We start from the raw sequence: 22,703 nt of genomic DNA, 5'->3' as shown, positions 1-22,703 counted from the left end.
AATACCTCCTAAAATTTTTTTACTTTTTCATATAACTGAGTATCATTTAAATTCATTATTGTAAATTTTCTTTCTCCAAAACTGTCATATAAACATTTCATCCAGTTTTCATAATCTTCCACTGCTTTTGAAGAAGAAACTCCCCTAACCCAATTTATCATTGGAATAGGTATAAAACTTTTTGAATTAAGATTAGTTCCATTTTTGTCACCTAAAAGTTTTCTTCCAATTAACCTAATTGACTCTAAATCTGTAGAAATATCACCAACCTTTGTATTTTTAACTTTTGGCGGCATAATTGAATAAGTTTCTTCAGTAACTCCAAGCATTTTTTCACCTTGAGGTACCGCATACCACCAACCTCCTAATAAAGCACCACTATGACCTTCAGGTGAAACAAAATAATTCTTTAATGATATTGAATTATGTGACAGCTCTGCATAATCTAAGTAGCATACAAGATTATATAAGCTGCTTAATATCCAAGCTGCATGCTTTTCAGGAATATTTCCATCAAAGTAATCCAATACATCCTTTAATAAAAACAAGTCAGATGTTTTTTGTATCACAATTCCTAACTTATTATCTTTTGTTTCAAACCTTCCAAGTATCTTAGGTAAATACTTTGATACTTCTTCTTTCATTCCTGAATCAGCATAAGTAAAATTATCAATGATTTTAATAGCATTTTCATATAAGTCTTTATTGTTTTCATCTATTAAATACAAAACAGCGGTATTTCCTATATACATAGCACCTAATTCAAAATTATGAAAAATATGATATTTGAGTTCGTATACCTTGTTATCTTTTCCAGATATTCTTATGAAACCATCTGCTTTCCAGGTTCCATTCTTCATTAGATCTAATCCTTTAAAATATAATTCATTGACTTTAGCCATAACATCCTGGGATTCTTTAGAATTAAAATTGAAGTCTGGGTGCCAGTACTTTGTTAGTTTATGATATTCTTCTTTTATTGTCCTACTATCGGAAAATAAATCTCCAGGTTCTTTCATTGTTAATATTTCATTTACAGTAAACATCAGTTACCCCTCCCCTCTTGCAAAATTCACCTGTTTAAAATGATACTATTGGCCACTCTAAATTTTACAATTTATTATGATACATCCACACAATTAATATTATCTATGTGTTATTATCAATTTGTTATTATCATTATATACATATTATTTTTTCATGTCAAAAATTAAATAGCAGAGTATACCTTTGTATTCATTAGCAATAAGCATTTAATTCATTTTATAAATCATATATAATTAAATATACAAAAATACCGTATTATTCTATTGATATACTTCCTTTACATAAAGGAAACATAGCATTCTAAATAATACGGTATTTAAAGATTACTGTTATACTATCTTTTTAAACTTGAATAACACTAATTTATCTGAATGTCTATATTCAGATAAATTCTGATATTCTGGAATAATGCATATTCCACCTAAATAATACTGGTTCTTATTGTTACTTCTTTCAATTTATAATCCATAGTTTTAATCCTCTCCTATATAAATAATTATTTAATACTTTAGTATTTAGGCATTATTACTCATTATTGTGTGGGCTATACATGCCTTAGGAAGTTTTTCCTTGCAAAAATCCCACCATTGATTTTCTGTAATATTTCCTATTTTAATTTGATGTGGAAAATAATTAAAGATTACCCCAGGCACAGAAATTCCAAGAAGCATTCTAACATTGCCACATCCAATTTCGCTAGAAAACAATTCATCACATTTAGAGCGGAATTCTGAAATAACATTAACACCTATTAATTCTTTCATTTTATCTTTAATTAAAATACAATCTTTAATTGGATAACGCAATAATTCTACCTTGGCATCTAGTATAATCATATCTGGTACAGATACATCTACTATTACTTGAATATCATGTTGTTGATCCATTAAATGTGAGATAGTTCTCCAACTATTATCCTCCACTTCATAATAATTAACTTCAAAATTTCTTGAATAAAGACTCTTTTCCATAAATATACCTCCGTAACATACTCAGTACTGACTATAATGACATTTTTTTGGAACTCTTAAGAGAGTTCCTTTAATGTTTCATTTATCCATTTTAATTCGGTTTCTAAATGATATATATGATGATTAAATATACTAATGCAGTAACTTCTGTAATCAGGTAACAATTTACTTACTGTATTATCTTTAGTTCTAGCTAATTCTTTCAGCTTATTTTCTATATATTCTTTTTGTCTATTTAAATTTTTAATAACAGCATCCTTATCAGCAAAGTCAGAAAAATATAATACTCCATCAAAATCAAATTCTACACTATAATTTTCAGCTAAAATTTTATTAAGCAGAGAATTAAAATAAGCAATTCCTGAATCAGTAATAGAATACACTGTTTTTTCAGGTCTATTGCCATCTTTTTCGATAACAGAATTTATATAGCCTTTTTCAGACAGTTTATCTAAATGATAATAAATTGTAGGAAGTTTGATTTTAGCAAAGGCCGCTATGTTATCTGATACTATTTGTTTTATACTATATCCATGTTGAGAACCATATCTCATAAGAAGTCCTAGAATATATAATTGTATTTTCATTTGTAATCTCCTTATACTCAGTACTGACTATAAGTGTATCATATTTTTTGATATTGTCAACAATATATATAAATTATGTAATTAACTTAGCATAAAAAGCTATTACATTTTTTTGATAACAAGAACAGCAGTAGTATGAAAAATGGAACTATATTAAGTTATAGCTCCATTTTTATTCCTACATTTTTCTTTTTTGATTGTTGTTTTCTTTAATATCAACATGCGGTATTTCCTTTTTTAGTATTTCAGTTATATGTTTCATCTCTTTATATTTATGCTTACTAACCGAAACATTCTCTAAAGTTACTGGTTCTTTGTGTATATCAATGCGTTCTTTACTAATAGGTATTCTAATAATTTCAGTATGGGCATTTGATTCACCATAGGATTGTGGATCAAAAACCTTTTTTTCAATAACTAACTCCTCCTGTTTTACAGGTACAGTAATATTTTCCTCTTTGGTTAAAACTTCTTTGTGAATAGATACCTCTCCAGTTTGTATTTTTTTCTTGGATATTTTCATTTCTTCTTCACGAAGCTGCATTTTCACACCATTATTACCATCACGGTAAACTTCTTGTGAAATACTTTCATCATTGTTCTTATGTGTATCGCTTTGAACTATCCATCCATCAATGGAAGCATCTGTTAAATATTCAACATTTCTTTTATTAGGTACATCTTTATTTAACACTTTATTCCTCCTAAAAAAACACCTCATGAATTGAGAGGTGCTTTTCTAATTTATTTTATTCCACCGCTACCATTGCTAATATACACACTTTCTTACTATAAAAGTTCTTCTAAGACTCACTTGGTAAATTTTTTAATGGAAACCATCTTCTGAATTTTTATCTATTATATTTGCATCACCGTTTGTATTTATACGTGCTTCTTCTCTTTTTAATTTCTCATCAACGTGTTCTGTTTCTTCAACTTCTCGTTTATGAGCAGATACCTCTCCAGTTATTACAGTGTGCTTATCTACATTTATTTTTTCTTCACTTACTGGAATACGTATTGTTTCTTCATCACTAATAGGCGTATCACTAGCTTCATTATCTATTGATCTCCTCTCAATGACAACTTCTTCATGAGTAACTGGAACATCCACTGTTTTTTCCTCTTCAACAATTTCTCTACTTAATTCAACTTCACCTTTTTGAACTCTATTTTTGTTTATATCAAGCTCTTCCTTATGAAGTGTAAGTCTTCCTTCATTCTTATCCTTCTTCTTATCATCATCATTTCCTAAAATGTTATCAAATATCCCCATAATAAATTACCTCCTACAAGCACATATTTTTGAATTCATTAATATTTTATCCCTGCTGAATTAATATATCCTTTAGCAAATATGGAGTTAAAGTAAATAGTTTACAGCAAATAAGTGCTATTTTCTCATAAATTTTTTTAAAATTGAATAGAAAGATTACTGATTAAAACACTTTGTTAATTTTGTCAATATACTCCTTAATTGAAGTCTCCTCCACATTAACCCCTTTGTACCAATTTAATTTATCACCATTAAAATTGGTAAAATATTTAGCTTTTAAAATAATTTCCGGTCTATATTCAAAATGTAAAATGTCAAAATGTCCCCATTTTCCACCCCATACGAAATTGTTTTTTTCAAAAGCTTCAACTATTTCTTTAGAATATGAATTTAAGCGTTCTTCTCCTTGTTTAGGTGAAGACCATTTCCAATAATCTCTTTTATCACTTGCAAGGTCTATAGCAATCCCAAAAGAATGAGGACTTAATCGATTAGTGCCTGCAACTAATCGATAGTTAAAAGTACCCATACAAGGGAATAAACATCTTCTAACAGCTTCATTTTCTTTTAAAAGAGGTATAAGATTTTGCATAGTACTTTCAAGTGCTTCAGCTGCTTTGTTATTATTGTTAAAAAGAACATGTGTGTAATTTAAATTTACACTTTTAAGATTTTTCTCTATTTGTTGTCTAGAAGAACCATAAACTTCTTTTAATAAATCATAGGATCTATATCGCCCAGGATCATAATTTTTATCCATTAGTTTTGAAATATTGGTCAAAGGATAAATCTGCTCCATAATATCCTGCAAATCTGCATTTTCAAGTTTTTCCTCAGGAGTTTTTACTTTTTTATCATCATATAAAATTTTTTTGCCAGATTTCATTATCAGATATACATAATTGCTTTCATCACTCTTTATATCCTCTATATACTCTGGATAAGCCATCATTAAACATAATAAATCCTGCTTAATTTTAACATCATACTCATTGGCATTTAAACTTTCAGTATTGATATTCATATTAGACGCTTTAACTATATATGTTGAATTAATCAATAGAAAAAATGTTATTATATAAATAAATATTTTCTTCATACCTACTCACCTTTCTTACCTGTGATTTATTTAATTTCTCTGATTTTTAATATAATTATTCATGTAACTTTAGTATGCATGAAATTTAAGATACTAAATGACAGGAGAGGTAAGTAATATACTCACCTCTACCCAAAAATTTTACATTAATTATATTGTCCTGTATCAAGTATTCTTGATATATAAACCAGTTATACTATGAATAATTACAATAAGTCTAACTTTGAATCTTTTTCTGTAATCATTCTTATTGGCTTACAAGGATTACCATATGCAATATAGTTATCTGGTATATCCTTTGTGACCACACTACCTGCACCAATAACTACATTGTTTCCAATATTGACACCTCCGCAGACTACAACATTACAAGCAATCCAAACATTATTTCCAATATGAATTTCCTTTGCATACTCAGAAACAGATACATGCCCATCCTCATACTTCATAGTAGTTCTCTCTTCTGCAATAAGTGGATGTGAACTTGCCATAAGAGAAACATTGGGGCCAAGCATTACATTATCACCAATATAAATTTTACCATCATCTAAAATTGTAGTATTAAAATTGGCAGCAAAGTTTTCACCAATGAACGTATGACACCCATAATTAAATTGTATAGGTCCTTGAAAGTGATATCTTTCTCCTATTTTTCCGATAAATTCTTTTATGATTGTTGGACGGCTTTCATCATACTCATCAAGCAAATTAAATTTTCTGCACAGCTCATGTGTCTTATGTTTAATATCTCTAAGTTCTTTCTTAGTCGCATCAAATAGTCTACCTGCAAATATTTTTTCCTCTTCTTTCATAACTTAACCTCCTGAAATTTTACTTAAACAGCATTTGTACTATATTTAAAGTGTAAAATATTTAAATATTTAAAACAATTGTTAAAATATCAATGTGGACTGGTACAGATTTATAACAGAATTTATTTTGATAAGACATTTGTCAATAAAGGAATCAATACTTTCTTTAAAATGCAGCACAAAAAACACTGTAAAATTCAGCTTTGAATAATACAGTGTTAAGGTAAATTGTTAGCTTTTTAAATTGTTACATTTACTAAAAAATACAAATTAAATATCTGATTATTTTATCCTATTTATCATAATTGAGTATCAGTGATGTGTTTTTCCTTATACGGAAACTGTTTTTCAAAGAGATTTAATTCTTCATCATCTACCTCAAAAACAGAATCTTCATAGTACTTACCTGAAATTCCTTTAAGCGAATCTTTATATAATTCAAGCACCATAAAGGCTTCAATATTGGCCCCCCAAGCTGTTTGAATATTATACTTTTCGGCATTTTCAAAGCCAAAGCGATGATAATAGTTGTGATTACCAAAAATAACAATTGCTTTATAGCCTAATGTTCTTGCAGCATTAATCGAATATTTCATAATCAAACTTCCAATACCTTTACCTTGATAAGAAGGTAATACTCCAAGAGGACCCATGCACAAAACTTGAAACTCTTCATTGTTATCATTAATTACCTTTGCTTTGGAATAAATAATATTGCCAATAACTTCTTCCTCATTACATGCAACAAAATCTAACTCTTGAATAAATGAATTTGCCTTTCTAATTTCATGAACAATTAGATGTTCAACACATCCCGGTCTATATAAATCCCAGAAGGCTTCTCTAATCATATTTTCTACATTTTTAAAATCATTTTCATTTTCTAATCTAATTGATATATTCATTTTTATACTCCTTTAATATATTATTTAAAATGACTTTTTTTAAGTTTCTTTAAAGCCTTCTTGGACCCTCTTTCTATATCCCTTTCAAGCTTTCTTTCCTTGAAACTAACGAATAATTGATTTAAATCATATCCTTCTGGATATAGCTCTGAAGCCTTAATTTCTAATTTTAACCTTTTGAAATTTACATCAATAAATTCTTTATTAAATAAAATAGTTATATTATTATATATATCTCTTTCTTTGTAAACAATGGCACTTTCATTTTTATCCATCCAAAGAACCTTGTCTCCTACAGCAAATTCAAAGCTTTCATCTTTGTCTCCTTGAATATCTTTTTTCTTTATAATTTTGCTGTCCCTTATTAATTCATAATTATAATTCTTACTTTCTATATAACTTCTAGTTCTTTCAATTATATTATCTGAAATCCCCATTTTCTTTGATATATAAAGAGCATTACTATCTCCTGTCTTTCCTATATTAAGCTTATATAATGGATCTAATGTGTCACATCTAAACTCCATAGCTGCATTTTCAAAGTCTGGATGCTGCTCCGAAAAATTTTTAATCTCTCCATAATGAGTTGTTGCCACTGTTATACAACCTTTATAATACACTTCTTCCAAAATAGCTATTGCTAAAGCTGCACCTTCATTTGGTTCTGTTCCACTGCCAATTTCATCAAACAACAATAATGCTGACTTATTACTTTGTTTTATTATATACGCTAAATTTTTCACATGAGATGAAAAAGTACTTAAAGCATTTTCCACACTTTGGTTATCACCTATATCTACAAATATCTTGTTAAATACAGCAATTTCTGTGCCTTGTTCAGCTCTTATATGGAACCCTGCTTGAACTGCAAGAGTTAACATTCCTAAAGTTTTTAGTACTATAGTTTTTCCTCCTGCATTAGGCCCTGTAATTATTAATGACCTATAATCCTTTCCTATTTCAAAATCTAAGGGCACTCCATTTTTTATTAAAGGATATCCTCCCTTAACTATTTTTATATAACCATGCTCATTTAGTTTAGGCTTTATTCCTTTTATGTCACTGCTATATTTTGCTTTTGCCCAAATCATGTCATATTCAGCTATTACATCCATATTTATCTTAAGTTCTCTTATCCTTTCATACAACATTTCTGTTAAAGTAGCCAGTATTTTATATTCCTCTACAGATTCTTCAACTTTTAAAGTTGATAACTCAGAAGTATATTTAACTATTACATTTGGCTCTATAAATACAGTACTTCCCTTTAATGAATTTTCAACAATTTCACCCTGAACTTGATTTTTAAAAGCTGCTTTTATAGGTATTGTATATTTTCCATTTCTTTGACTTACAAAAAATTCTTGTATATATTCTTTATTTGAAGGATTTTTTAGAAATTTTTCAAGCCTTCCTTTTATTTGACCTTCACATACATCAATCTGCCTTCTTATTTTTTTTAGTTCCTTTGAAGCATTAGAATCCACTCTATTTCCCGATATTGATACATTTATTTCTTCTTCTATATAACTTAAATCTGTTATACTTAAGCTATATGAACTTAAAGTAGGAGCATACCCATCCTTATTCTCCATGAATAATTTAAGTTTTCTACAGCCTCTTAAAAAATTTTCCATGGTAGTTAATTCTTCTGGATCTAATGCCGCACCTTTTTCCATTTTATCTATAAGTGGCTTTACATTAAATATTCCATCAAAAGGTATATGATAAGAAGCATCCAAAAGTGCCCTTCCTTCTGAGGTTTCATCTAATCTTCTATTTACCACCTTTATATTTGTACTTGGCTCTAGTTTATCTATTAAGGATTTTCCCAAACCACTTACACAGTATCCTTTTACTATTTCTTTTAATTCATAATAATTCAATTTTTCTAATGTCGTATTATCCATTTTAAAATTCCTTCCTCAACTTTATTCAAGCCGACGAAACCTAGATAGACTTCTAGTATTAATTGTAAAATAAAAAAAGCCATGGATACTCCACAGCTCTAATTGCAAACTTAAATAAAGGGTACTAACCCCAAAGTAGTTTCGTGGACTTGTATCTATAAATAGTAATTAATTCTATAACAATTAAAGGTATTACACCTTCAATTTTAGAATCAATATTAAATTACCTATTTTTAGATACTAAACACTCACAAAAATACCTCTCTTTTTTGAAATCTATCTATATATTAAGTATTATATACCAAAATATATGTCTTATCAACCTTATTTCAAACCTTATTTCAAAAGTTGAAGTTTTTTTCATAGTTTTATAAGCATGCTTGTCATTTTGCAAAGTATACTTGACATAGATATTGACATATGATACTATTTAATTACTGGAGGTGTTTTCTTGGATGATAAAACTAATTTAAATAACAGACTAAAAGTTGCACGTGCTGAACTCAATATTTCACAGCAGCAACTTGCAAATATGGCAGGAGTAAGTCGCCAAACAATAAGTTCTATAGAAACTGGTCAATACTGTCCAACTGCTAAATTAGCACTAATACTCGCAAAGTGTTTACAGAAAAATTTCGAAGATTTATTTTATTTAGAGGAGGAATAAAAAATGTTTAAAAAAAGTAAAAATACTTCTATTTACGGCATTATAGATGAAAGAACAAAAAGCATTGTATATCAAGGAGATGCTTATGCTTGTAGATTCATAATGTTTGCAATTCTTTTCGATGTATTCTTAAGAGGGCTGCACTTAAGTAATCCACTTATAGAATCAAACTTTGATCTACTGTTAATTGTAATAATTGGAGGTTTAATCTCAACAGCTTACCAAATTAAAAATAAGGTTATTTCTTCTCATTCTGCTACTCGTAGTTTTATTGTTATTGCATTATTTTCAGCACTTGTTGCATTTTTAATAACATTTTTCTGTATAAGATAACTATTTAAGTTAACTAACAACGAATATGATATTCCTATACCTTACACACTCCAAGACAAAATTAAAATTAGCATTTGCGACAATCTTGGATAGACTTTAATTCAGTTAATATATATAAACAGGGACTTATGGTACTAATCATATCTAGTACCATAAGTCCACATTATATAAAGGATTAATCGTATATTATATTTTTTCCTTCATCACTTAATTTTTTTAAAGATGAAAGCATATGATTTATTTCTTCATGGGAATGTCTTTCCCATGAACCTAATTCAGCTATTATTTTCAAAGGAGATTTAGACCTATAAGAACGTGTTGGATTTCCAGGAAATCTTTTATCAGTTAAATTCGGATCATTTTCAAATTCACCTAATGGTTCTACAATATAAATTCTTTCTTTTGATTTAGATTTAGCTAATTCAGCCCCCCATTTAGCAGCATTTAACGTCGCAGTAAAATAAATATAGTTAGATTTCTTATTTTGATAATTTGATAAGTGTTGTGGTTCTAATAAATCTCCAATTTTTAATTCTACTTTAGTACCATGAAAAAAAGGACCATTATCTAAATCATCTTTTTTGTCATTCATGCTAATTCACTCCTTTTACATTTCTAAACTGTAAAACCTGATATTATTTTATTCACATCGTTAACATTAGAACGAGCAGCTTCAGCTATAATATTTATTTCTATATGTGGAACATTACAAATGGCATCCATCAGACAACTTTGAAATCCAATTTTCAGCATCTTGAATATTCTTAAATGTTCTAAAATTATTTCCTTTATTAGCTTCCATAATCATTTCTTTAAATCTCTCATTAAGCTTTTTTTCATCTTCAATAATAACAGCAACTTTCACATGATAATTTATAAATTTTTGTAATGCCATTCCTGCGAGTTTAGTTTTAAGATTAAAAAAATCTTCAGATAACACATTAGAATGCAGCATTATTGTATAAATGTTATTTTCCATACATATGGATATACAGTCTACCACATCTTGTTCTGAAGAAAGTTTCTTCAAATCAGAAGCAAACTCAATATATTTATTGTTATTTTTATTTACTATTTTATAATTCAAATCATTCACTCTCCTTATAATCAGCTTTTTTGTGATCAGATAAATTATTTCGTTCTACGAGCATAGAAATTGTACTTAGCATTTCTTCAATGAAGCTTATATTTCCCCATAACAAAACCCTTAATCTACTTACTTTTTCATCATATTTCATATTAATTGTTGATTTTCCCATTTTAGAATCTTTACAATTCATTACTGCTATAAGAGTATTTGATATTCTAAAATATTCTTCTTTATCTATATCATTAATATCTACAACAGTGGATACATTTATCCTTTGCTGCAGATTATCTTTCACTTCTCCATTAGTAACAAAATCAATATTTGATTCTTCATTAATTTTTTTATCACTAGTATTAACATTATTTTTTTCCATAAAAATGCTTAAATCATGCTCTGAAATTCTCCATTGCTTTCCAACCTTACTTGCTGCCAATTTACCTTCTGTTATAAACTTTCTAATAGTTTTGTGATGCATGCCTAATATTTCTGCAATTTTATCTATTGTATAAAATTGATCTTCCATAAAAAGTCTACCCTTTCAAAATTAATCTATGGTCAAATTATAATAACTTTTTCCGAAATCGTCAAGTACTTTATTATATTTTGTTGAACTTTATTATACTTTATTGTATTTTGTTACATCAATTTGTATTGTAAAAATTATTCTTTGAAATATAGCCTATATTCAATAAAAAATGTAAAATAACAAAAGGCAACCTTAATAGATTGCCTTTTGTTATTTCATATAAACAGATTACTCCTTAATTAAGCCATTTTTAGATAATATAAACTCCTTAAATGTATCTACTGTTGAAAAATAGTAATCCGAATTTATTCTCATATAATCTTCTATCTCAGGAATTATATGAGACCATCCTGCTCCTGCAAATGTTACATTACAACTTCTTGCCATATCTAATCCCGGTTTTAAATCATCCAAAACTAATATTTCATTATTAGCTAAATCGAATCTTTTCATAATTTCAATAATTGGATACGGATTAGGTTTCCTCTGGTATTCTTCCAGCTCCCATCCAAATATTAAATCTGGAATTAAACCACAATGTAAATTGTAGTCCCTTAAAATTTGTTCGCTTTCTGAATGAGAGACAACACATATTATGCCTCCCAATCTTTTATATTCTTTAATCAAATTAGGAAACCCTGGATAAAAATCAGGGGATTTCTCTTTTGTGTAACTCTTCCATACTTTATATTGATATTCTTGCTCAACTTTATTAAACTTCAATACATCTTTGCACAATTCTGAAAACCCAGGGTTAAAACAATAGGAAACAAACTCTTCAAGGCTTAATCCCTTCATTTTCGGTCTTAATGTCTTTAAAGCCTCTACAAAAGAAGGATAATGAATTTCTGGTGTACTTTTGGCTACTGTATCATCATGATCTAAAATTAAGCAGCGATATCTCAATTTAAGCCCTCCTCTAATTATAAACCTGGACCTTTATCTCATAGCTACCATTGGCAACACACATCTTCTTCAAGTAAGAGATAATCACTTTAAATTTACTCCTACTTCTTTTGAGCAATAATAGCAATCCATTCACTATCTTCTTTTAAAACTTCACCAGTAAGATCGCCCAATATATTAATAATCTTAAATCCACTATTTTGAATTATATCACTAATGGTTTTAACAGTATAATCATGAAACCAATTTCTATATACTTGAACTCCATTATTGTCTGCAACTATATATTGATCAAGCCAAATATCATTGTCATATTGAAACCCATTTTCTAGAACTAAATGTATCTTATCTCTCCAAAATCCACTTTCCTCAATATGCCATTTTTTCTTCAGTCCATATATTTCCGCATTTCTTATTAAATAAAGATGGTTTCTTACTAAATTCTTTTATTTGATTAATTATGTTTTCATCAAGCATAACTGAATTACTCCTTAATTTTATTTAACTTCATAATGTTAAAGCATAACTTACAACCTTTGCAATTTCCAAATTACAGCACAATAATTCAGCTCTAGATAAGTTACTCTAAAAACCACTTGATTTATAATACATTTTATATTCCCTAATAATTCTCCTAATACTATTTTGAGTAAGATAATATTTATTTGCTAATTCCTTAACTGAACTTCCATTATTAAAGGAATTATAAATTTGTGTATTTCTTTCTACTAATTCATTTTTAAATCCACTATTCTCTCCCCAATTTTTTCTATTTTCATCTTTTCTAGGTATATATAAATAACTTCCATCAACATACTGTTGAATTATCTTAATAATTTCTTTAGGTAATATATTTTGTGCGTTTTTATACTTCATAATCTTTGCTCCTATTTAATATTTATATTTTTAAATATTAAAGCAAAAACTGCACAAAACTATTTTGATTAAATCTCTCTTTTAAAGCAGCTCCTAACAAAATATGTTCTGTTTTATTACAGTCTTTGCTTGGAGCTTAATACAATAACCAGTTTTTGTATTGAATTTTTCATATCCTCTCTCCTAACTATTGATTTATATATTTAACTCATTGTTTTAGTTAACATTTTATAACAAAAACTAATCATCCAAATTATAATTAAATTACAAAACAAAAATATAATAAGGATGTGATTAATTATGTTAGAGTTCACTTATTATAATACAAAAAAAACTTATAATTTAAAAGACTTTTTTATAGTTACTTTTCATATAAAAAAATTGATTTTACTGCATTCCTTATCTCTTCATATCCGGTACACCTGCAAATATTTGACTGAAGCCACTGTTCTATTACATGATCATTGGCATCTGGATGTATATTAGCTAAAGCATGACAAACCATCAAAAATCCTGATGTACAATATCCACATTGAAAGCCCCAATTTTCTACAAAGGCCTTTTGTACTGACTCATTTTCTAAAGTCAGATGAACCAGATAAATCACTTAATATTGGATCTGGTATATTATTGATTATGTTATTAATTTTTATATTTCTTATTTTTTAGCCTTCTTTTAACAATTGTAGTATATCCATTAAATATTTCTATTAAACTTTTTTGGCCCCCCTCTCTCTGATGCCTTAAATATTGCTATAATCTGTTATCTCTACTAAACCTAATTTCTTAATAATTTCATTGATATATGTGCACTTCCATCCGCATTAACAATATCATCATCTGTAAGACCTGCATTAACTGCAATATTATAAGCTTCACCAAATTTCCCCACATCCTCGGATTTGTGTGCATCACTTCCCAAGGAAAATTTAACTCCCATATTCTTTAATTTTTTTATTGTTTCAATATCCATATTTCTATGGCTTCTGTTAATTTCCAAAGCAGTATTTCTTAGAGTAGCAACCTTTCCAATTTCAAAAATATCCGGATTAACATGTTCTAAAGGATGATTTAATATTGAAATTTCATATTTTTCAATAGCATTAATTGCAGCTTCTGTATAATTCGTTAATAGAAGTGGATTTTGTAATGCTCCAGGATGATAACCTGCACAAATTATATCTAGGTAATCAATTACTTCATCTTTAATATCTATATCTCCCTCTTTAGTGACAATATTACATTCCACGCCAAGAAGAATCTTAAACCCATTTTCCTTCAATAATGAACTCTTATTAAAATCATCAATTAATCTACGTAATTTTTCATATTGACTTACTTTCATACCAAAAGCAATATGTTTATACCCATGGTCTGTTATGGCAATCTCTTTTAACCCTCTTTTTATTCCAGCTTTAACATTCGATTCAATACTTCCTTTTGCATGTTCTCCCCAAATAATATTAAATAAAGGAATATGTCCTTTAGCAATATTAGTATGAGTATGATAGTCCGCAATAATCTTAAAACTCATTTTATCCCCTCCATGGTTTAATATCTTTTAATTACATATCATATACCTATAATTTTTTTCTTATCTTATCAATATTATTTTCTTAAAATAATAACTTTAGTATAACTTACTTAATTGATTTTAATGTCTATAAAATTATGAAAAACAACTTAGTTAAATGCCTCCGTTATGTTATATTAGCTGCTGTTCTTATTTTTATGTGCTATGAAGAATTCAAAATAAAAGAAGGAGAATCCCTATCAACGGGTACTTCTCCTTCTTTATTTAATATTAAATGTTTTTAAGTGTTCTCGTTATCTCATTTTCATATATTCCACCATGACTTATAATATATTTATCTTACTCATGCTAATAATAATCTAGTACTATTTTGAGTAAGATAATATTTATTTCCTAATTTCTTAACTGAACTTGCACAAAACTATTTTGATTAAATCTCTCTTTTAAAGCAGTTTCTAACAAAATATGTTCTGTGTTATTACAGTCTTTGCTCGGAGCTTAATACACTAATTAGTTTTTGTATTGAATTTTTCATATCCTCTCTCCTAACTATTGATTTATATATTAAAACTGCTTAATTACTTTTATCCAATTTATAATTGTGTCAAGGACTAGTTTGGTATTCCCAGCGTTGCAATGATTTTCAGCACTTTCCTTCTCAGTAAAAAGTCTGTATGTCAAAGATTTAACATTTTTTAACTCTTCAATTATGGGCTTGCAAAATTCAACAGAAATAAAGTGGTCTTTTTCAGCACCTATAAGTAAAAAATCTTGGGTTATCTCAGTGGCAACATCCATGTATTGGAATTGATTTATCTTTTTCAAATACTCATATGGAGTGTACACCCCCATATTATGCATTCCATGATTTATGGCCCATTCAATCAGTGGATCTTTTTTCATTAAATTCTTCATTATTAAATTAATAACTTCTTCGTTTTCCATTTTCATCAGTAAACGTGTCACTTGTTGAAAACTCTCAGGCATATCATATAAAAATATGTCAAACAAATTTGGTAGTAAACTCCAAGCAACAACACGTTTAATCCGTCCTTCAAATGCAGCAGCTCTAGGTGCCAACATTCCACCAAGAGACAGCCCAATAATCGTTACATCATCCAGGTTGTAAAAATCCAATATCGCTTTTACTGGAATTTCCCATTGAGGAATAAATGTCAAGCCTTCTTTTCTTAGTGCTCCACCTTGACCAGGTCCTTCAAAAAGGTAAACCGCAAATCCGTTTTCTCGTAAATAGAGCATCATTGGTACAAATTCTTCCATATAAGAATCGTATCCACCATGGAGTAAAATTGTATCCGTATATTTACCGTCTTCAGGAATAGTATATAATACAGGAAGATGCGCATCGCCAAATGGTACTAAATCTCTTTTAATCATTCCAGATTTGAATAAATCAGCATAATAATCATAGAAAAGATTAACAGCTTTGTCATATGTAATGATTTTAGCAGGATGTCCATCGTACATAAAGAATTCCGCCATACGATAATAAGCTATAGCATGTTTCATACGTTTTTCTTTCAAGGCTTTTTCAGCTAATTTTACCAATTCCTTTTCCCATGTCGCAGCATCTGTAATTTTGTCAGCGGCAATTTTAAGTTCTTCCAAATCTCCGTTACTCCAAGCGTAGGTACGATTTAATTGATAATTGAAATTTGGATTTGCATGAAACTTATAAGTTCCTTTTTTAAATTTAATCTGACTTATCATGATAGTTCCTCCCTTAATTATAGTTGTTTTTTGTAATATTTGTATGAATTTTATTTGAATTATTAAAATAACAGATCGTATTATTCAAAGCCTTAAAATTTAGGTAGATAGCGTTGTACAGTTTCCTTTGTTATGCAAGTTTCACCGTTTTGAAGTGCTTTTTTAGTAATGACTTTCTTGATGATTTGTTGAAATGCAGCAGGAATAGCAGCTTTTAAAGCTTCAAGTGCTTCATTATCCCAATCCAATGAATTCTTTACCTCAGTTAAATCAAGATTAATTTGATAACCTTCTTTGGGTAACACATCAAACTTCCAATAATTTTGTAGTCTTTGCCTGATTTCATCGCTAGCCAGCATTCCACCAATTACATTATTCACAATATGCGCATTGTGCCCTTGTGCTCCTTGCACGGAAAATCGATTAAAACCAACTATAACATTTTTTTCATTTGTACGTTTTAATTCTCCGCCACAAACTGGGCATATCAAACGACCGTCTTTATAAATTTGAAATGCATCTGACAAACAATGTGGGCATACCAATTTCTCTTCACATTCATTAATTGCTGATTTGATGCAGTGATCTACTTCAATGGAATGAAGAAAGTTTTCACCAATCTCAGACACTAGCCTCAACTTACTTGGATCTAGTAAAACCTCTCCTTTATTGAAAGCATGTCCGATGGTCAATTGACCAATAATTTCACAATTATTTAATCCTAAAAATAAACTGGTAAAAATTCTTTGAAGCGAAAATTCAATTGGTGCTCCACCAGCAACTGACACTGCTACTCCATACTTTTTTTTGCTGCTATTCGCTGTTTTGCTAATGGCCCAAGCAGCAGACCTATCCATAATTGCTTTTAATATGGATGGTGCAGAAAGATAATAGCAAGGAGATGTTAATGCAATAGCATCAGCCATTTCGATCTTTGCCTTAATCATCTCCAAATCATCTTTTAGGACGCATTTATGGGAACTGCTGCAAGCAAAGCAACCTCTACAAGGTAAAATCTTTAATGACCCCAAATTTAAAATTTCAATTTCATGTCCTGCTTCTTTGGCTGGTCGCAGCAGTTCGTTTAAAATAATTGAACTATTACCATCTTTTCGACTACTAACGCAAATTCCTAGTATCTTTTTATGATTTGTCATAATTTTACTCCTCCTTCTTTGCTTTTTGATATCCATTTGTCCTTTCCCTAAACAATCATTTTTATTATGCTACACATACAGATTAAAATTTTTTTCACCTATCTTCAATCATCAAAAAAGCTTCAAGTATTTGATAAGCAACGATTGTTTTGTTATTTGTTGCTTATTTATATAAATCAAGATAACTTGATGGTATCCACGAGATGAAGATACTTGACTAACTATACATAATGTTGTTTAACATCTATATGTGTTGCTTTTCTCCTCTTAATTTAGTAAAATGAAAGTATAATAAATACAAGAAGGTATAAATATGGAACATAAATTAGACCTGCGCGTAATTAAGACACGAAACAATATAAAAAATACATTTATACAATTACTTAATGAAAAAGATTTTGATCAAATAACAGTCCAAAATATATTAGAAAAAGCATTAATAAATCGTTCAACTTTTTATAAACATTATACAGACAAATTCCATCTTGCAAAAAGTATTATTGAAGAAATTCTTGTTGATTATTCCCCTTTTCTAGATGAAAGGTTTTCAGACAAAAATAGAGATGACTTATCACAGTATATAAAAAATGTTTATGATAGACTGCTAGAACAAAAAGATATTCTATGCGCCCTATGGAGAATTAATACACGTTCTATCCATCTTTACGATGATATGCAGATACTACTGAAAAACAAATACAAGGCTTATATAGCTGATCATAATGTTTCAGATCCAGAACTTACAGATTACCGTGCATGTATATATGCATCTTTAGTTATGACCACAATAAAATATATTTTTGATAGTAGTGGACAAGATATGACTCAAAAGATTGTTGAAAGTCTAAAGCCTATCCTAGATTCAGTGGCTTTTCCTTTTCTCAACATATAAACTTAAAGTTATACTAATATTATGTTACTTTGAATATGACATTAATAGGACGCCATAAACAGAACCTCTCTAAATAGGTGGCAGACAATTTCATTACTCATCTACCACCACTTCACCAAAGATGCTTGACTAAACTTATAACAAAACTTTTATACCATAAATTCATATTGATAACTGATCTTCACTTATATTTTTCATTTTATATTCTATTTTTCAATAATGCTATTCATAAAATCTATCATTCCATCCTCAACTTCATCTCTGATGTCACGATAGTTATGGATTTCATGTCGTTTTCCAGGATAAACTTTTGTTTTTACCTTATGTCCTGTTTCTGCAAGCCAATTAGATACAGCATAAACGCCTTCTCCATACTGACCAACTGGATCTTGATCTCCAGCCATATTATAAACAGGAATTGATGTTGGTACTTTTTCTGCCCACTGTGTTCCAACAATACTATCCATCATTTTAACAAAATGATACAATGAACGTACATTAGGTGGTGTCTTAAAATTATTGAATGGATCGTTTGCATGATCTGCTACCACATCAGGATCACCACAAATCCAATCATTTGCTGTAGTAGGATTTTCACAACGATTTGTCATCCAACCTAAAAGCTTATTCAAAGAAACAAGATCAGTTTCTTTTCCCTTGCCTTCATTTATTTCTTTTTCCAAAATAGGTACAAGTTCGGCTGCATTTGGGAACACACCTGAGGTTCCACATAAAATAATACCATCAATTCCTTTTCCATAAGCAGCAGCATAACATCTAGCAATCATAGATCCCATACTGTGTCCATACATGAAATAAGGTAAATTAGGGTATTCTTCTTGTACAATTTTACGAAGAGTATGTTCATCTTCTGCCATTGTCATATAACCTTTATCTCCCCAATCACTCCAATTGCCTGAATCACTGGCTGTTTTTCCATGTCCTACATGATCATCAGCTGCAACTACAAACCCTGCCTCATTCAGCTTTAATATCATATGTAAATATCTACGTGAATGTTCTCCAAAGCCATGTACAATTTGGACTATTCCACGAGGTTTACGAATAGGAGTGTAAATCCAAGCTTGTATTGTATCTTTTTCATTAAATGATTTAAAACTTTTTTCTTGAAATGACATAATAACCCTCCTAAAAATATATTTATTTTCTATTAAACTGCAAAAGTTGAATTACATACTAATTATAACTCGTTTATCCTATGCATTCAATCGTTTACAAATTCATAAGAATTTACTGTGGCTGGATAAATCACCATCAATATTTTTTTAAAAGACGCCAAAGATGAGTACGGCTTATTCCAAGTTTTTGTGCAGCTAAAGTTTGATTACCTTTACATTCCGATAAAACTTTTAAAATTTGATTTTGCTTTAAATGTTCTAAGGAACTTTCATTTTCATCTCTATAATGCATAAAATCTCCAAGCTCTTCTTTTACTAATTCATCAGTTATTTCATCTTCAGAAAGTATGACAAGTCTCTCTGTAATATTTTCTAGTTCTCTTATATTACCTGGCCAATTATACTCTTTTAATATATTTATTGCTTTTTCAGATATTTTAACTACCTTATTAAACCTGGAGCACATAATATTTAAAAAATGCTTAAAAATAATCCTTATATCATCTCTTCTTTCCATCAATGTAGGAACTTTTATACTTAAAATATTCAAACGATAATACAAGTCACTTCTAAAATTTCCTTTTTCAATTTCTTTAAGCAGATCTTTATTTGCAGCAGCAATTATACGAACATCAATTGGAATTACTTTGTTAGATCCTAATGGTCTAACTTCTCTTTCCTGAATAACTCTTAGCAATCTTGCTTGAAATTCAATGGGCAGCTCTCCAATTTCATCTAAAAATATTGTGCCGCCGTGAGCCTCAGTAAATAATCCCATTTTGCCTTTTCTACTTGCACCAGTAAAAGCTCCTTCTTCATAACCAAAGAGTTCACTTTCTATTAAATTTCCAGGTATTGCACCGCAGTTTAAGGCTACAAAAGGACCATTTTTTCTCTTACTGGATAAATGTATACCTTGAGCAAACATTTCCTTACCTGTACCACTTTCCCCAACAATTAGCACTGTGCTGTCAGTAACAGCATATTTTAAAGATTTCTTTTTAATATTTTGTATTATCTCACTCTCACCTATGATATCTGAAAAGCTATATTTTGCTACATATCCCTTATCCCTAAGATTGCTGCGAATTTTTTGTTCATATTCTTGAATTTTCGCAGCATCTTCAAAAGTAGATACTGCACCTACTACTTTCTCATCTACAATTATAGGAATATCATTAGTTAATATTTCAGTTTTACCTATATTATATAATTGACCTAGTATTGGCGTACCTGTTTTAACTACATCAATAAGCTTTGTATTTGGCATAAATTTAATGATATCTTTTCCTAAAATAGCTTTTTCAATAATACCAGTTATTTTTTCCGCTCCAAGATTGAAAGTAGTAACTTTACCTTCTTCATTTATGGAAATTACTCCTTGATTAATGTGATTCAAAATAGCCTTGAATTGTTCAGCCTTTTCTTTTTCCTTTCGACTAACCTCAAGTATTCTCACTGCTTCCTTTATACTTTTTTCTATTGCCGCTTCCCCTGTCTCCAAATGCACAGTATGAATTCCAAACTTAGAAGCTATATTTTCAGCTACTGTTCCACCCAAAATAGAATCTATTTTTTCTCCTGAAGAAATTATTTGTTTAATATATGACTCTCCTTCTTCTTCATGTTCAATATGATAAGCTTTTAAGTTTATATCTAAAATAGGACCTATTTGCTGAACTTCCTCTACTAAACTTTTAAAGCCTAAAACAACAATATTCTTTCCATATTTCTTAGCAACAGCAATAGTACTAAATATATCATAGGAAGAAACTATCATTTCAACTAAAGCTACAGAAGGAACCTCTTCTTTTAAAATCTTAGCAGTTATTCCCCTTGATATTAAAACTTCCACACCCATGTGTTCTGCTTTCTTTGCTATCTCAACAGCTTTATCTATCAATCCTAATTGAACACTAACCTCTTTATATTTTTTAGCAACTCTTTTGGATATTTTTAAAATGTCACTATTAGGAGCAACTATAAGAATAGGTTTCATGTACATTTCCTCCTATATTAATAAAATCATTATTAATATATTATAGTAAAAGTAGCTATTTTGCAAAAGTTGATTAGTTTAACAATAACATATAAATAGGAATAACCAATATACTAGATATGGTTGTTATAATGGTATTGATTGCAGCATAATCATAATCGGCATTATAGCTTTTTGAAACTATAGCAGTATTAGTCATAACTGGCATTGCCGCTTGAATTACAAATACTTTTTCCATAAGCAAAGGGATGTGTATAAAAATACACAGCACATACACCAGCATTGGGGAAACAAGGAATCTTCCTAAAAATATTGCCAGCATGTCAAGACTAAATTTAAACTGTTTTAAGTTGGCAAAATAAATAGTTATCCCTATAAAGAGCATAGCTAAAGGTGTTGTTAAGTTTCCAAAATATTTGCAGGTATCTAAAATAAATTTAGGCAAATGAACATTTAATAACACAAGAGCTGCTGCTATTATAAAGCTCATAAGTGGTACAGACATAATTCTCTTTATTGTAGCAAGAGAAAAAATATCAGCTTTACCAGATTGTCCATCTTTACTAATTTCATATGCACCAATAGTCCAGAAAAAAGCAGTATTAGCTATATAATATAACAATACATAAGGTATACTTTTTTCTCCAAACAAGGCCATATTTACTGGAAGCCCAATAAACATTGTATTAGATACAAAAAACATTGATCTAAAAATGCCAATTCGTCCTTCTTTAACTTTAATTACCTTAGAAACCAATACAGCAACTAAATAGCAAAGTGCCATAGATGTAAATGGAACAATTAATCCTTTACTTAAACTAATCAATTTATCCTTATCAAAGTTTTCACTAAACTGAGAAATCATAAGACAAGGAATAGCTAAATTACATACTAACTTTGAAAAAGCCTTAGAAATTTTTTCATCAAACCATCCTTTATGAGACAAAATCAATCCTGCTGAAATCATTAAAACAATACTGAAAACGCTGCCTAAGGCATTTAAAATTACCATTTTGTATCCTCCTGCTTTGTAAAATATGTATTGCAAGAAAATAAAGCAATAATTATGCCAATTATATTTCTGTATAAACATTTTCACTTATGTATTTATGCATCATATATTGTTAAAACCTCTAAAATACAATCTTTGACTCAAATCTATCTTTATGAAATTATTAAAATTCTCTATATCACTTTAAAACAAAAATCGTTACATATAGTAATGTAAGATTACTATATGTAACAA

At 29.1% G+C, this 22,703-nt stretch carries 23 protein-coding genes and 1 pseudogene; 3 read left to right on the top strand and 21 right to left on the bottom strand.

Features of this window, described 5'->3' with window-relative positions; all coding sequences use genetic code 11:
- Positions 1-8: 8 nt before the first annotated feature.
- The 9 genes from EG57_RS0208890 to EG57_RS0208850 form a co-directional block, all read right to left on the bottom strand.
- Positions 9-1,046, bottom strand: coding sequence for a J domain-containing protein (locus EG57_RS0208890; RefSeq protein ID WP_032076874.1), 1,038 nt, complete (start codon positions 1,044-1,046; stop codon positions 9-11).
- Positions 1,047-1,562: 516 nt separating this feature from the next.
- Positions 1,563-2,018: a DUF2889 domain-containing protein gene (locus EG57_RS0208885; protein WP_032076873.1), complete on the bottom strand. Its 456-nt coding sequence runs from the start codon at positions 2,016-2,018 to the stop codon at positions 1,563-1,565.
- A 56-nt stretch (positions 2,019-2,074) separates the two neighbouring features.
- Positions 2,075-2,605, bottom strand: coding sequence for a PadR family transcriptional regulator (locus EG57_RS0208880; protein ID WP_032076872.1), 531 nt, complete (start codon positions 2,603-2,605; stop codon positions 2,075-2,077).
- 178 nt (positions 2,606-2,783) lie between these two features.
- Positions 2,784-3,299, bottom strand: coding sequence for a YsnF/AvaK domain-containing protein (locus EG57_RS0208875; RefSeq protein WP_084572192.1), 516 nt, complete (start codon positions 3,297-3,299; stop codon positions 2,784-2,786).
- A gap of 132 nt (positions 3,300-3,431) precedes the next feature.
- A complete protein-coding gene (locus EG57_RS0208870; protein ID WP_032076871.1) occupies positions 3,432-3,881 on the bottom strand; it encodes a YsnF/AvaK domain-containing protein in 450 nt (149 codons plus the stop codon).
- 163 nt (positions 3,882-4,044) lie between these two features.
- Entirely contained in the window at positions 4,045-4,980 is a 936-nt protein-coding gene (locus EG57_RS0208865; protein WP_032076870.1) for a M15 family metallopeptidase, read from the bottom strand.
- 206 nt (positions 4,981-5,186) lie between these two features.
- Positions 5,187-5,792 (bottom strand): sugar O-acetyltransferase, encoded by a 606-nt coding sequence (locus tag EG57_RS0208860; RefSeq protein ID WP_032076869.1) that lies wholly within the window; start codon positions 5,790-5,792, stop codon positions 5,187-5,189.
- 299 nt (positions 5,793-6,091) lie between these two features.
- The gene (locus EG57_RS0208855) at positions 6,092-6,697 is read right to left on the bottom strand and encodes a GNAT family N-acetyltransferase (protein ID WP_032076868.1); all 606 of its coding nucleotides are present in this window, start codon (positions 6,695-6,697) and stop codon (positions 6,092-6,094) included.
- Between the two features lie 20 nt (positions 6,698-6,717).
- Positions 6,718-8,607, bottom strand: a complete 1,890-nt coding sequence (locus tag EG57_RS0208850) for an endonuclease MutS2 (protein WP_032076867.1) — start codon at positions 8,605-8,607, stop codon at positions 6,718-6,720.
- A gap of 451 nt (positions 8,608-9,058) precedes the next feature.
- On the opposite strand from EG57_RS0208850, the gene EG57_RS0208845 reads away from it, so the two are divergent.
- On the top strand, positions 9,059-9,274 hold the full coding sequence (locus EG57_RS0208845; protein WP_029159793.1) for a helix-turn-helix transcriptional regulator: 216 nt from the start codon (positions 9,059-9,061) through the stop codon (positions 9,272-9,274).
- 3 nt (positions 9,275-9,277) lie between these two features.
- Positions 9,278-9,607, top strand: coding sequence for a hypothetical protein (locus EG57_RS0208840; RefSeq protein ID WP_029159794.1), 330 nt, complete (start codon positions 9,278-9,280; stop codon positions 9,605-9,607).
- Between the two features lie 175 nt (positions 9,608-9,782).
- On the opposite strand, the gene arr is transcribed toward EG57_RS0208840, so the two are convergent.
- The 9 genes and pseudogenes from arr to EG57_RS25405 all read right to left on the bottom strand — a co-directional run bounded on the left by arr (position 9,783) and on the right by EG57_RS25405 (position 17,427).
- Positions 9,783-10,199 carry an NAD(+)--rifampin ADP-ribosyltransferase gene (arr, locus tag EG57_RS0208835; RefSeq protein WP_032076866.1) on the bottom strand — a complete coding sequence of 139 codons (417 nt, stop codon included), beginning with the start codon at positions 10,197-10,199 and terminating at the stop codon, positions 9,783-9,785.
- A gap of 114 nt (positions 10,200-10,313) precedes the next feature.
- Positions 10,314-10,694: a DUF4180 domain-containing protein gene (locus EG57_RS0208830; protein WP_032076865.1), complete on the bottom strand. Its 381-nt coding sequence runs from the start codon at positions 10,692-10,694 to the stop codon at positions 10,314-10,316.
- A 1-nt stretch (position 10,695) separates the two neighbouring features.
- Positions 10,696-11,220: a helix-turn-helix domain-containing protein gene (locus EG57_RS0208825; protein ID WP_052037806.1), complete on the bottom strand. Its 525-nt coding sequence runs from the start codon at positions 11,218-11,220 to the stop codon at positions 10,696-10,698.
- A 231-nt stretch (positions 11,221-11,451) separates the two neighbouring features.
- Positions 11,452-12,129 (bottom strand): HAD family hydrolase, encoded by a 678-nt coding sequence (locus EG57_RS0208820; RefSeq protein WP_032076864.1) that lies wholly within the window; start codon positions 12,127-12,129, stop codon positions 11,452-11,454.
- A 585-nt stretch (positions 12,130-12,714) separates the two neighbouring features.
- Complete coding sequence (locus EG57_RS0208810; RefSeq protein ID WP_032076863.1) at positions 12,715-13,005, bottom strand: CD3324 family protein; 291 nt, start codon at positions 13,003-13,005, stop codon at positions 12,715-12,717.
- Between the two features lie 361 nt (positions 13,006-13,366).
- Positions 13,367-13,588, bottom strand: a pseudogene (locus EG57_RS0208805) ((2Fe-2S)-binding protein); the annotation flags it as partial.
- A 195-nt stretch (positions 13,589-13,783) separates the two neighbouring features.
- Positions 13,784-14,539: a PHP domain-containing protein gene (locus EG57_RS0208800; protein WP_052037804.1), complete on the bottom strand. Its 756-nt coding sequence runs from the start codon at positions 14,537-14,539 to the stop codon at positions 13,784-13,786.
- Positions 14,540-15,103: 564 nt separating this feature from the next.
- Complete coding sequence (locus EG57_RS0208795; RefSeq protein ID WP_032076862.1) at positions 15,104-16,270, bottom strand: alpha/beta hydrolase; 1,167 nt, start codon at positions 16,268-16,270, stop codon at positions 15,104-15,106.
- A 92-nt stretch (positions 16,271-16,362) separates the two neighbouring features.
- Positions 16,363-17,427: an NAD(P)H-dependent oxidoreductase gene (locus EG57_RS25405; RefSeq protein ID WP_052037802.1), complete on the bottom strand. Its 1,065-nt coding sequence runs from the start codon at positions 17,425-17,427 to the stop codon at positions 16,363-16,365.
- Between the two features lie 313 nt (positions 17,428-17,740).
- On the opposite strand from EG57_RS25405, the gene EG57_RS0208785 reads away from it, so the two are divergent.
- Complete coding sequence (locus EG57_RS0208785) at positions 17,741-18,319, top strand: TetR/AcrR family transcriptional regulator (RefSeq protein ID WP_032076861.1); 579 nt, start codon at positions 17,741-17,743, stop codon at positions 18,317-18,319.
- A 206-nt stretch (positions 18,320-18,525) separates the two neighbouring features.
- On the opposite strand, the gene EG57_RS0208780 is transcribed toward EG57_RS0208785, so the two are convergent.
- From EG57_RS0208780 to EG57_RS0208770, 3 genes are all read right to left on the bottom strand, one after another.
- A complete protein-coding gene (locus tag EG57_RS0208780; RefSeq protein ID WP_029159815.1) occupies positions 18,526-19,458 on the bottom strand; it encodes an alpha/beta fold hydrolase in 933 nt (310 codons plus the stop codon).
- Positions 19,459-19,594: 136 nt separating this feature from the next.
- The gene (locus tag EG57_RS0208775) at positions 19,595-21,457 is read right to left on the bottom strand and encodes a sigma-54-dependent Fis family transcriptional regulator (RefSeq protein ID WP_032076860.1); all 1,863 of its coding nucleotides are present in this window, start codon (positions 21,455-21,457) and stop codon (positions 19,595-19,597) included.
- A 73-nt stretch (positions 21,458-21,530) separates the two neighbouring features.
- Entirely contained in the window at positions 21,531-22,469 is a 939-nt protein-coding gene (locus EG57_RS0208770) for an AEC family transporter (protein ID WP_032076859.1), read from the bottom strand.
- Between the last annotated feature and the right edge of the window lie 234 nt (positions 22,470-22,703).

The sequence above is a fragment of the Clostridium drakei genome (assembly GCF_000633595.2).
GTDB classification, from domain to species: domain Bacteria; phylum Bacillota; class Clostridia; order Clostridiales; family Clostridiaceae; genus Clostridium_AM; species Clostridium_AM drakei.
The sequence above is the reverse complement of the archived record's forward strand: the minus strand, read 5'-3'. Positions and strand labels throughout refer to the sequence as shown.

Coding starts and splice junctions, on each gene's coding strand:
- EG57_RS0208840 (WP_029159794.1), top strand. CDS start 9,278: ATGTTTAAAAAAAGTAAAAATACTTCTATTTACGGCATTATAGATGAA.
- EG57_RS0208785 (WP_032076861.1), top strand. CDS start 17,741: ATGGAACATAAATTAGACCTGCGCGTAATTAAGACACGAAACAATATA.
- EG57_RS0208850 (WP_032076867.1), bottom strand. CDS start 8,607: ATGGATAATACGACATTAGAAAAATTGAATTATTATGAATTAAAAGAA.
- EG57_RS0208885 (WP_032076873.1), bottom strand. CDS start 2,018: ATGGAAAAGAGTCTTTATTCAAGAAATTTTGAAGTTAATTATTATGAA.
- EG57_RS0208870 (WP_032076871.1), bottom strand. CDS start 3,881: ATGGGGATATTTGATAACATTTTAGGAAATGATGATGATAAGAAGAAG.
- EG57_RS0208800 (WP_052037804.1), bottom strand. CDS start 14,539: ATGAGTTTTAAGATTATTGCGGACTATCATACTCATACTAATATTGCT.
- EG57_RS0208770 (WP_032076859.1), bottom strand. CDS start 22,469: ATGGTAATTTTAAATGCCTTAGGCAGCGTTTTCAGTATTGTTTTAATG.
- EG57_RS0208780 (WP_029159815.1), bottom strand. CDS start 19,458: ATGTCATTTCAAGAAAAAAGTTTTAAATCATTTAATGAAAAAGATACA.
- EG57_RS0208775 (WP_032076860.1), bottom strand. CDS start 21,457: ATGAAACCTATTCTTATAGTTGCTCCTAATAGTGACATTTTAAAAATA.
- arr (WP_032076866.1), bottom strand. CDS start 10,199: ATGAATGACAAAAAAGATGATTTAGATAATGGTCCTTTTTTTCATGGT.
- EG57_RS0208795 (WP_032076862.1), bottom strand. CDS start 16,270: ATGATAAGTCAGATTAAATTTAAAAAAGGAACTTATAAGTTTCATGCA.
- EG57_RS0208880 (WP_032076872.1), bottom strand. CDS start 2,605: ATGAAAATACAATTATATATTCTAGGACTTCTTATGAGATATGGTTCT.
- EG57_RS0208825 (WP_052037806.1), bottom strand. CDS start 11,220: ATGGAAGATCAATTTTATACAATAGATAAAATTGCAGAAATATTAGGC.
- EG57_RS25405 (WP_052037802.1), bottom strand. CDS start 17,427: ATGACAAATCATAAAAAGATACTAGGAATTTGCGTTAGTAGTCGAAAA.
- EG57_RS0208865 (WP_032076870.1), bottom strand. CDS start 4,980: ATGAAGAAAATATTTATTTATATAATAACATTTTTTCTATTGATTAAT.
- EG57_RS0208860 (WP_032076869.1), bottom strand. CDS start 5,792: ATGAAAGAAGAGGAAAAAATATTTGCAGGTAGACTATTTGATGCGACT.
- EG57_RS0208855 (WP_032076868.1), bottom strand. CDS start 6,697: ATGAATATATCAATTAGATTAGAAAATGAAAATGATTTTAAAAATGTA.
- EG57_RS0208810 (WP_032076863.1), bottom strand. CDS start 13,005: ATGAAGTATAAAAACGCACAAAATATATTACCTAAAGAAATTATTAAG.
- EG57_RS0208890 (WP_032076874.1), bottom strand. CDS start 1,046: ATGTTTACTGTAAATGAAATATTAACAATGAAAGAACCTGGAGATTTA.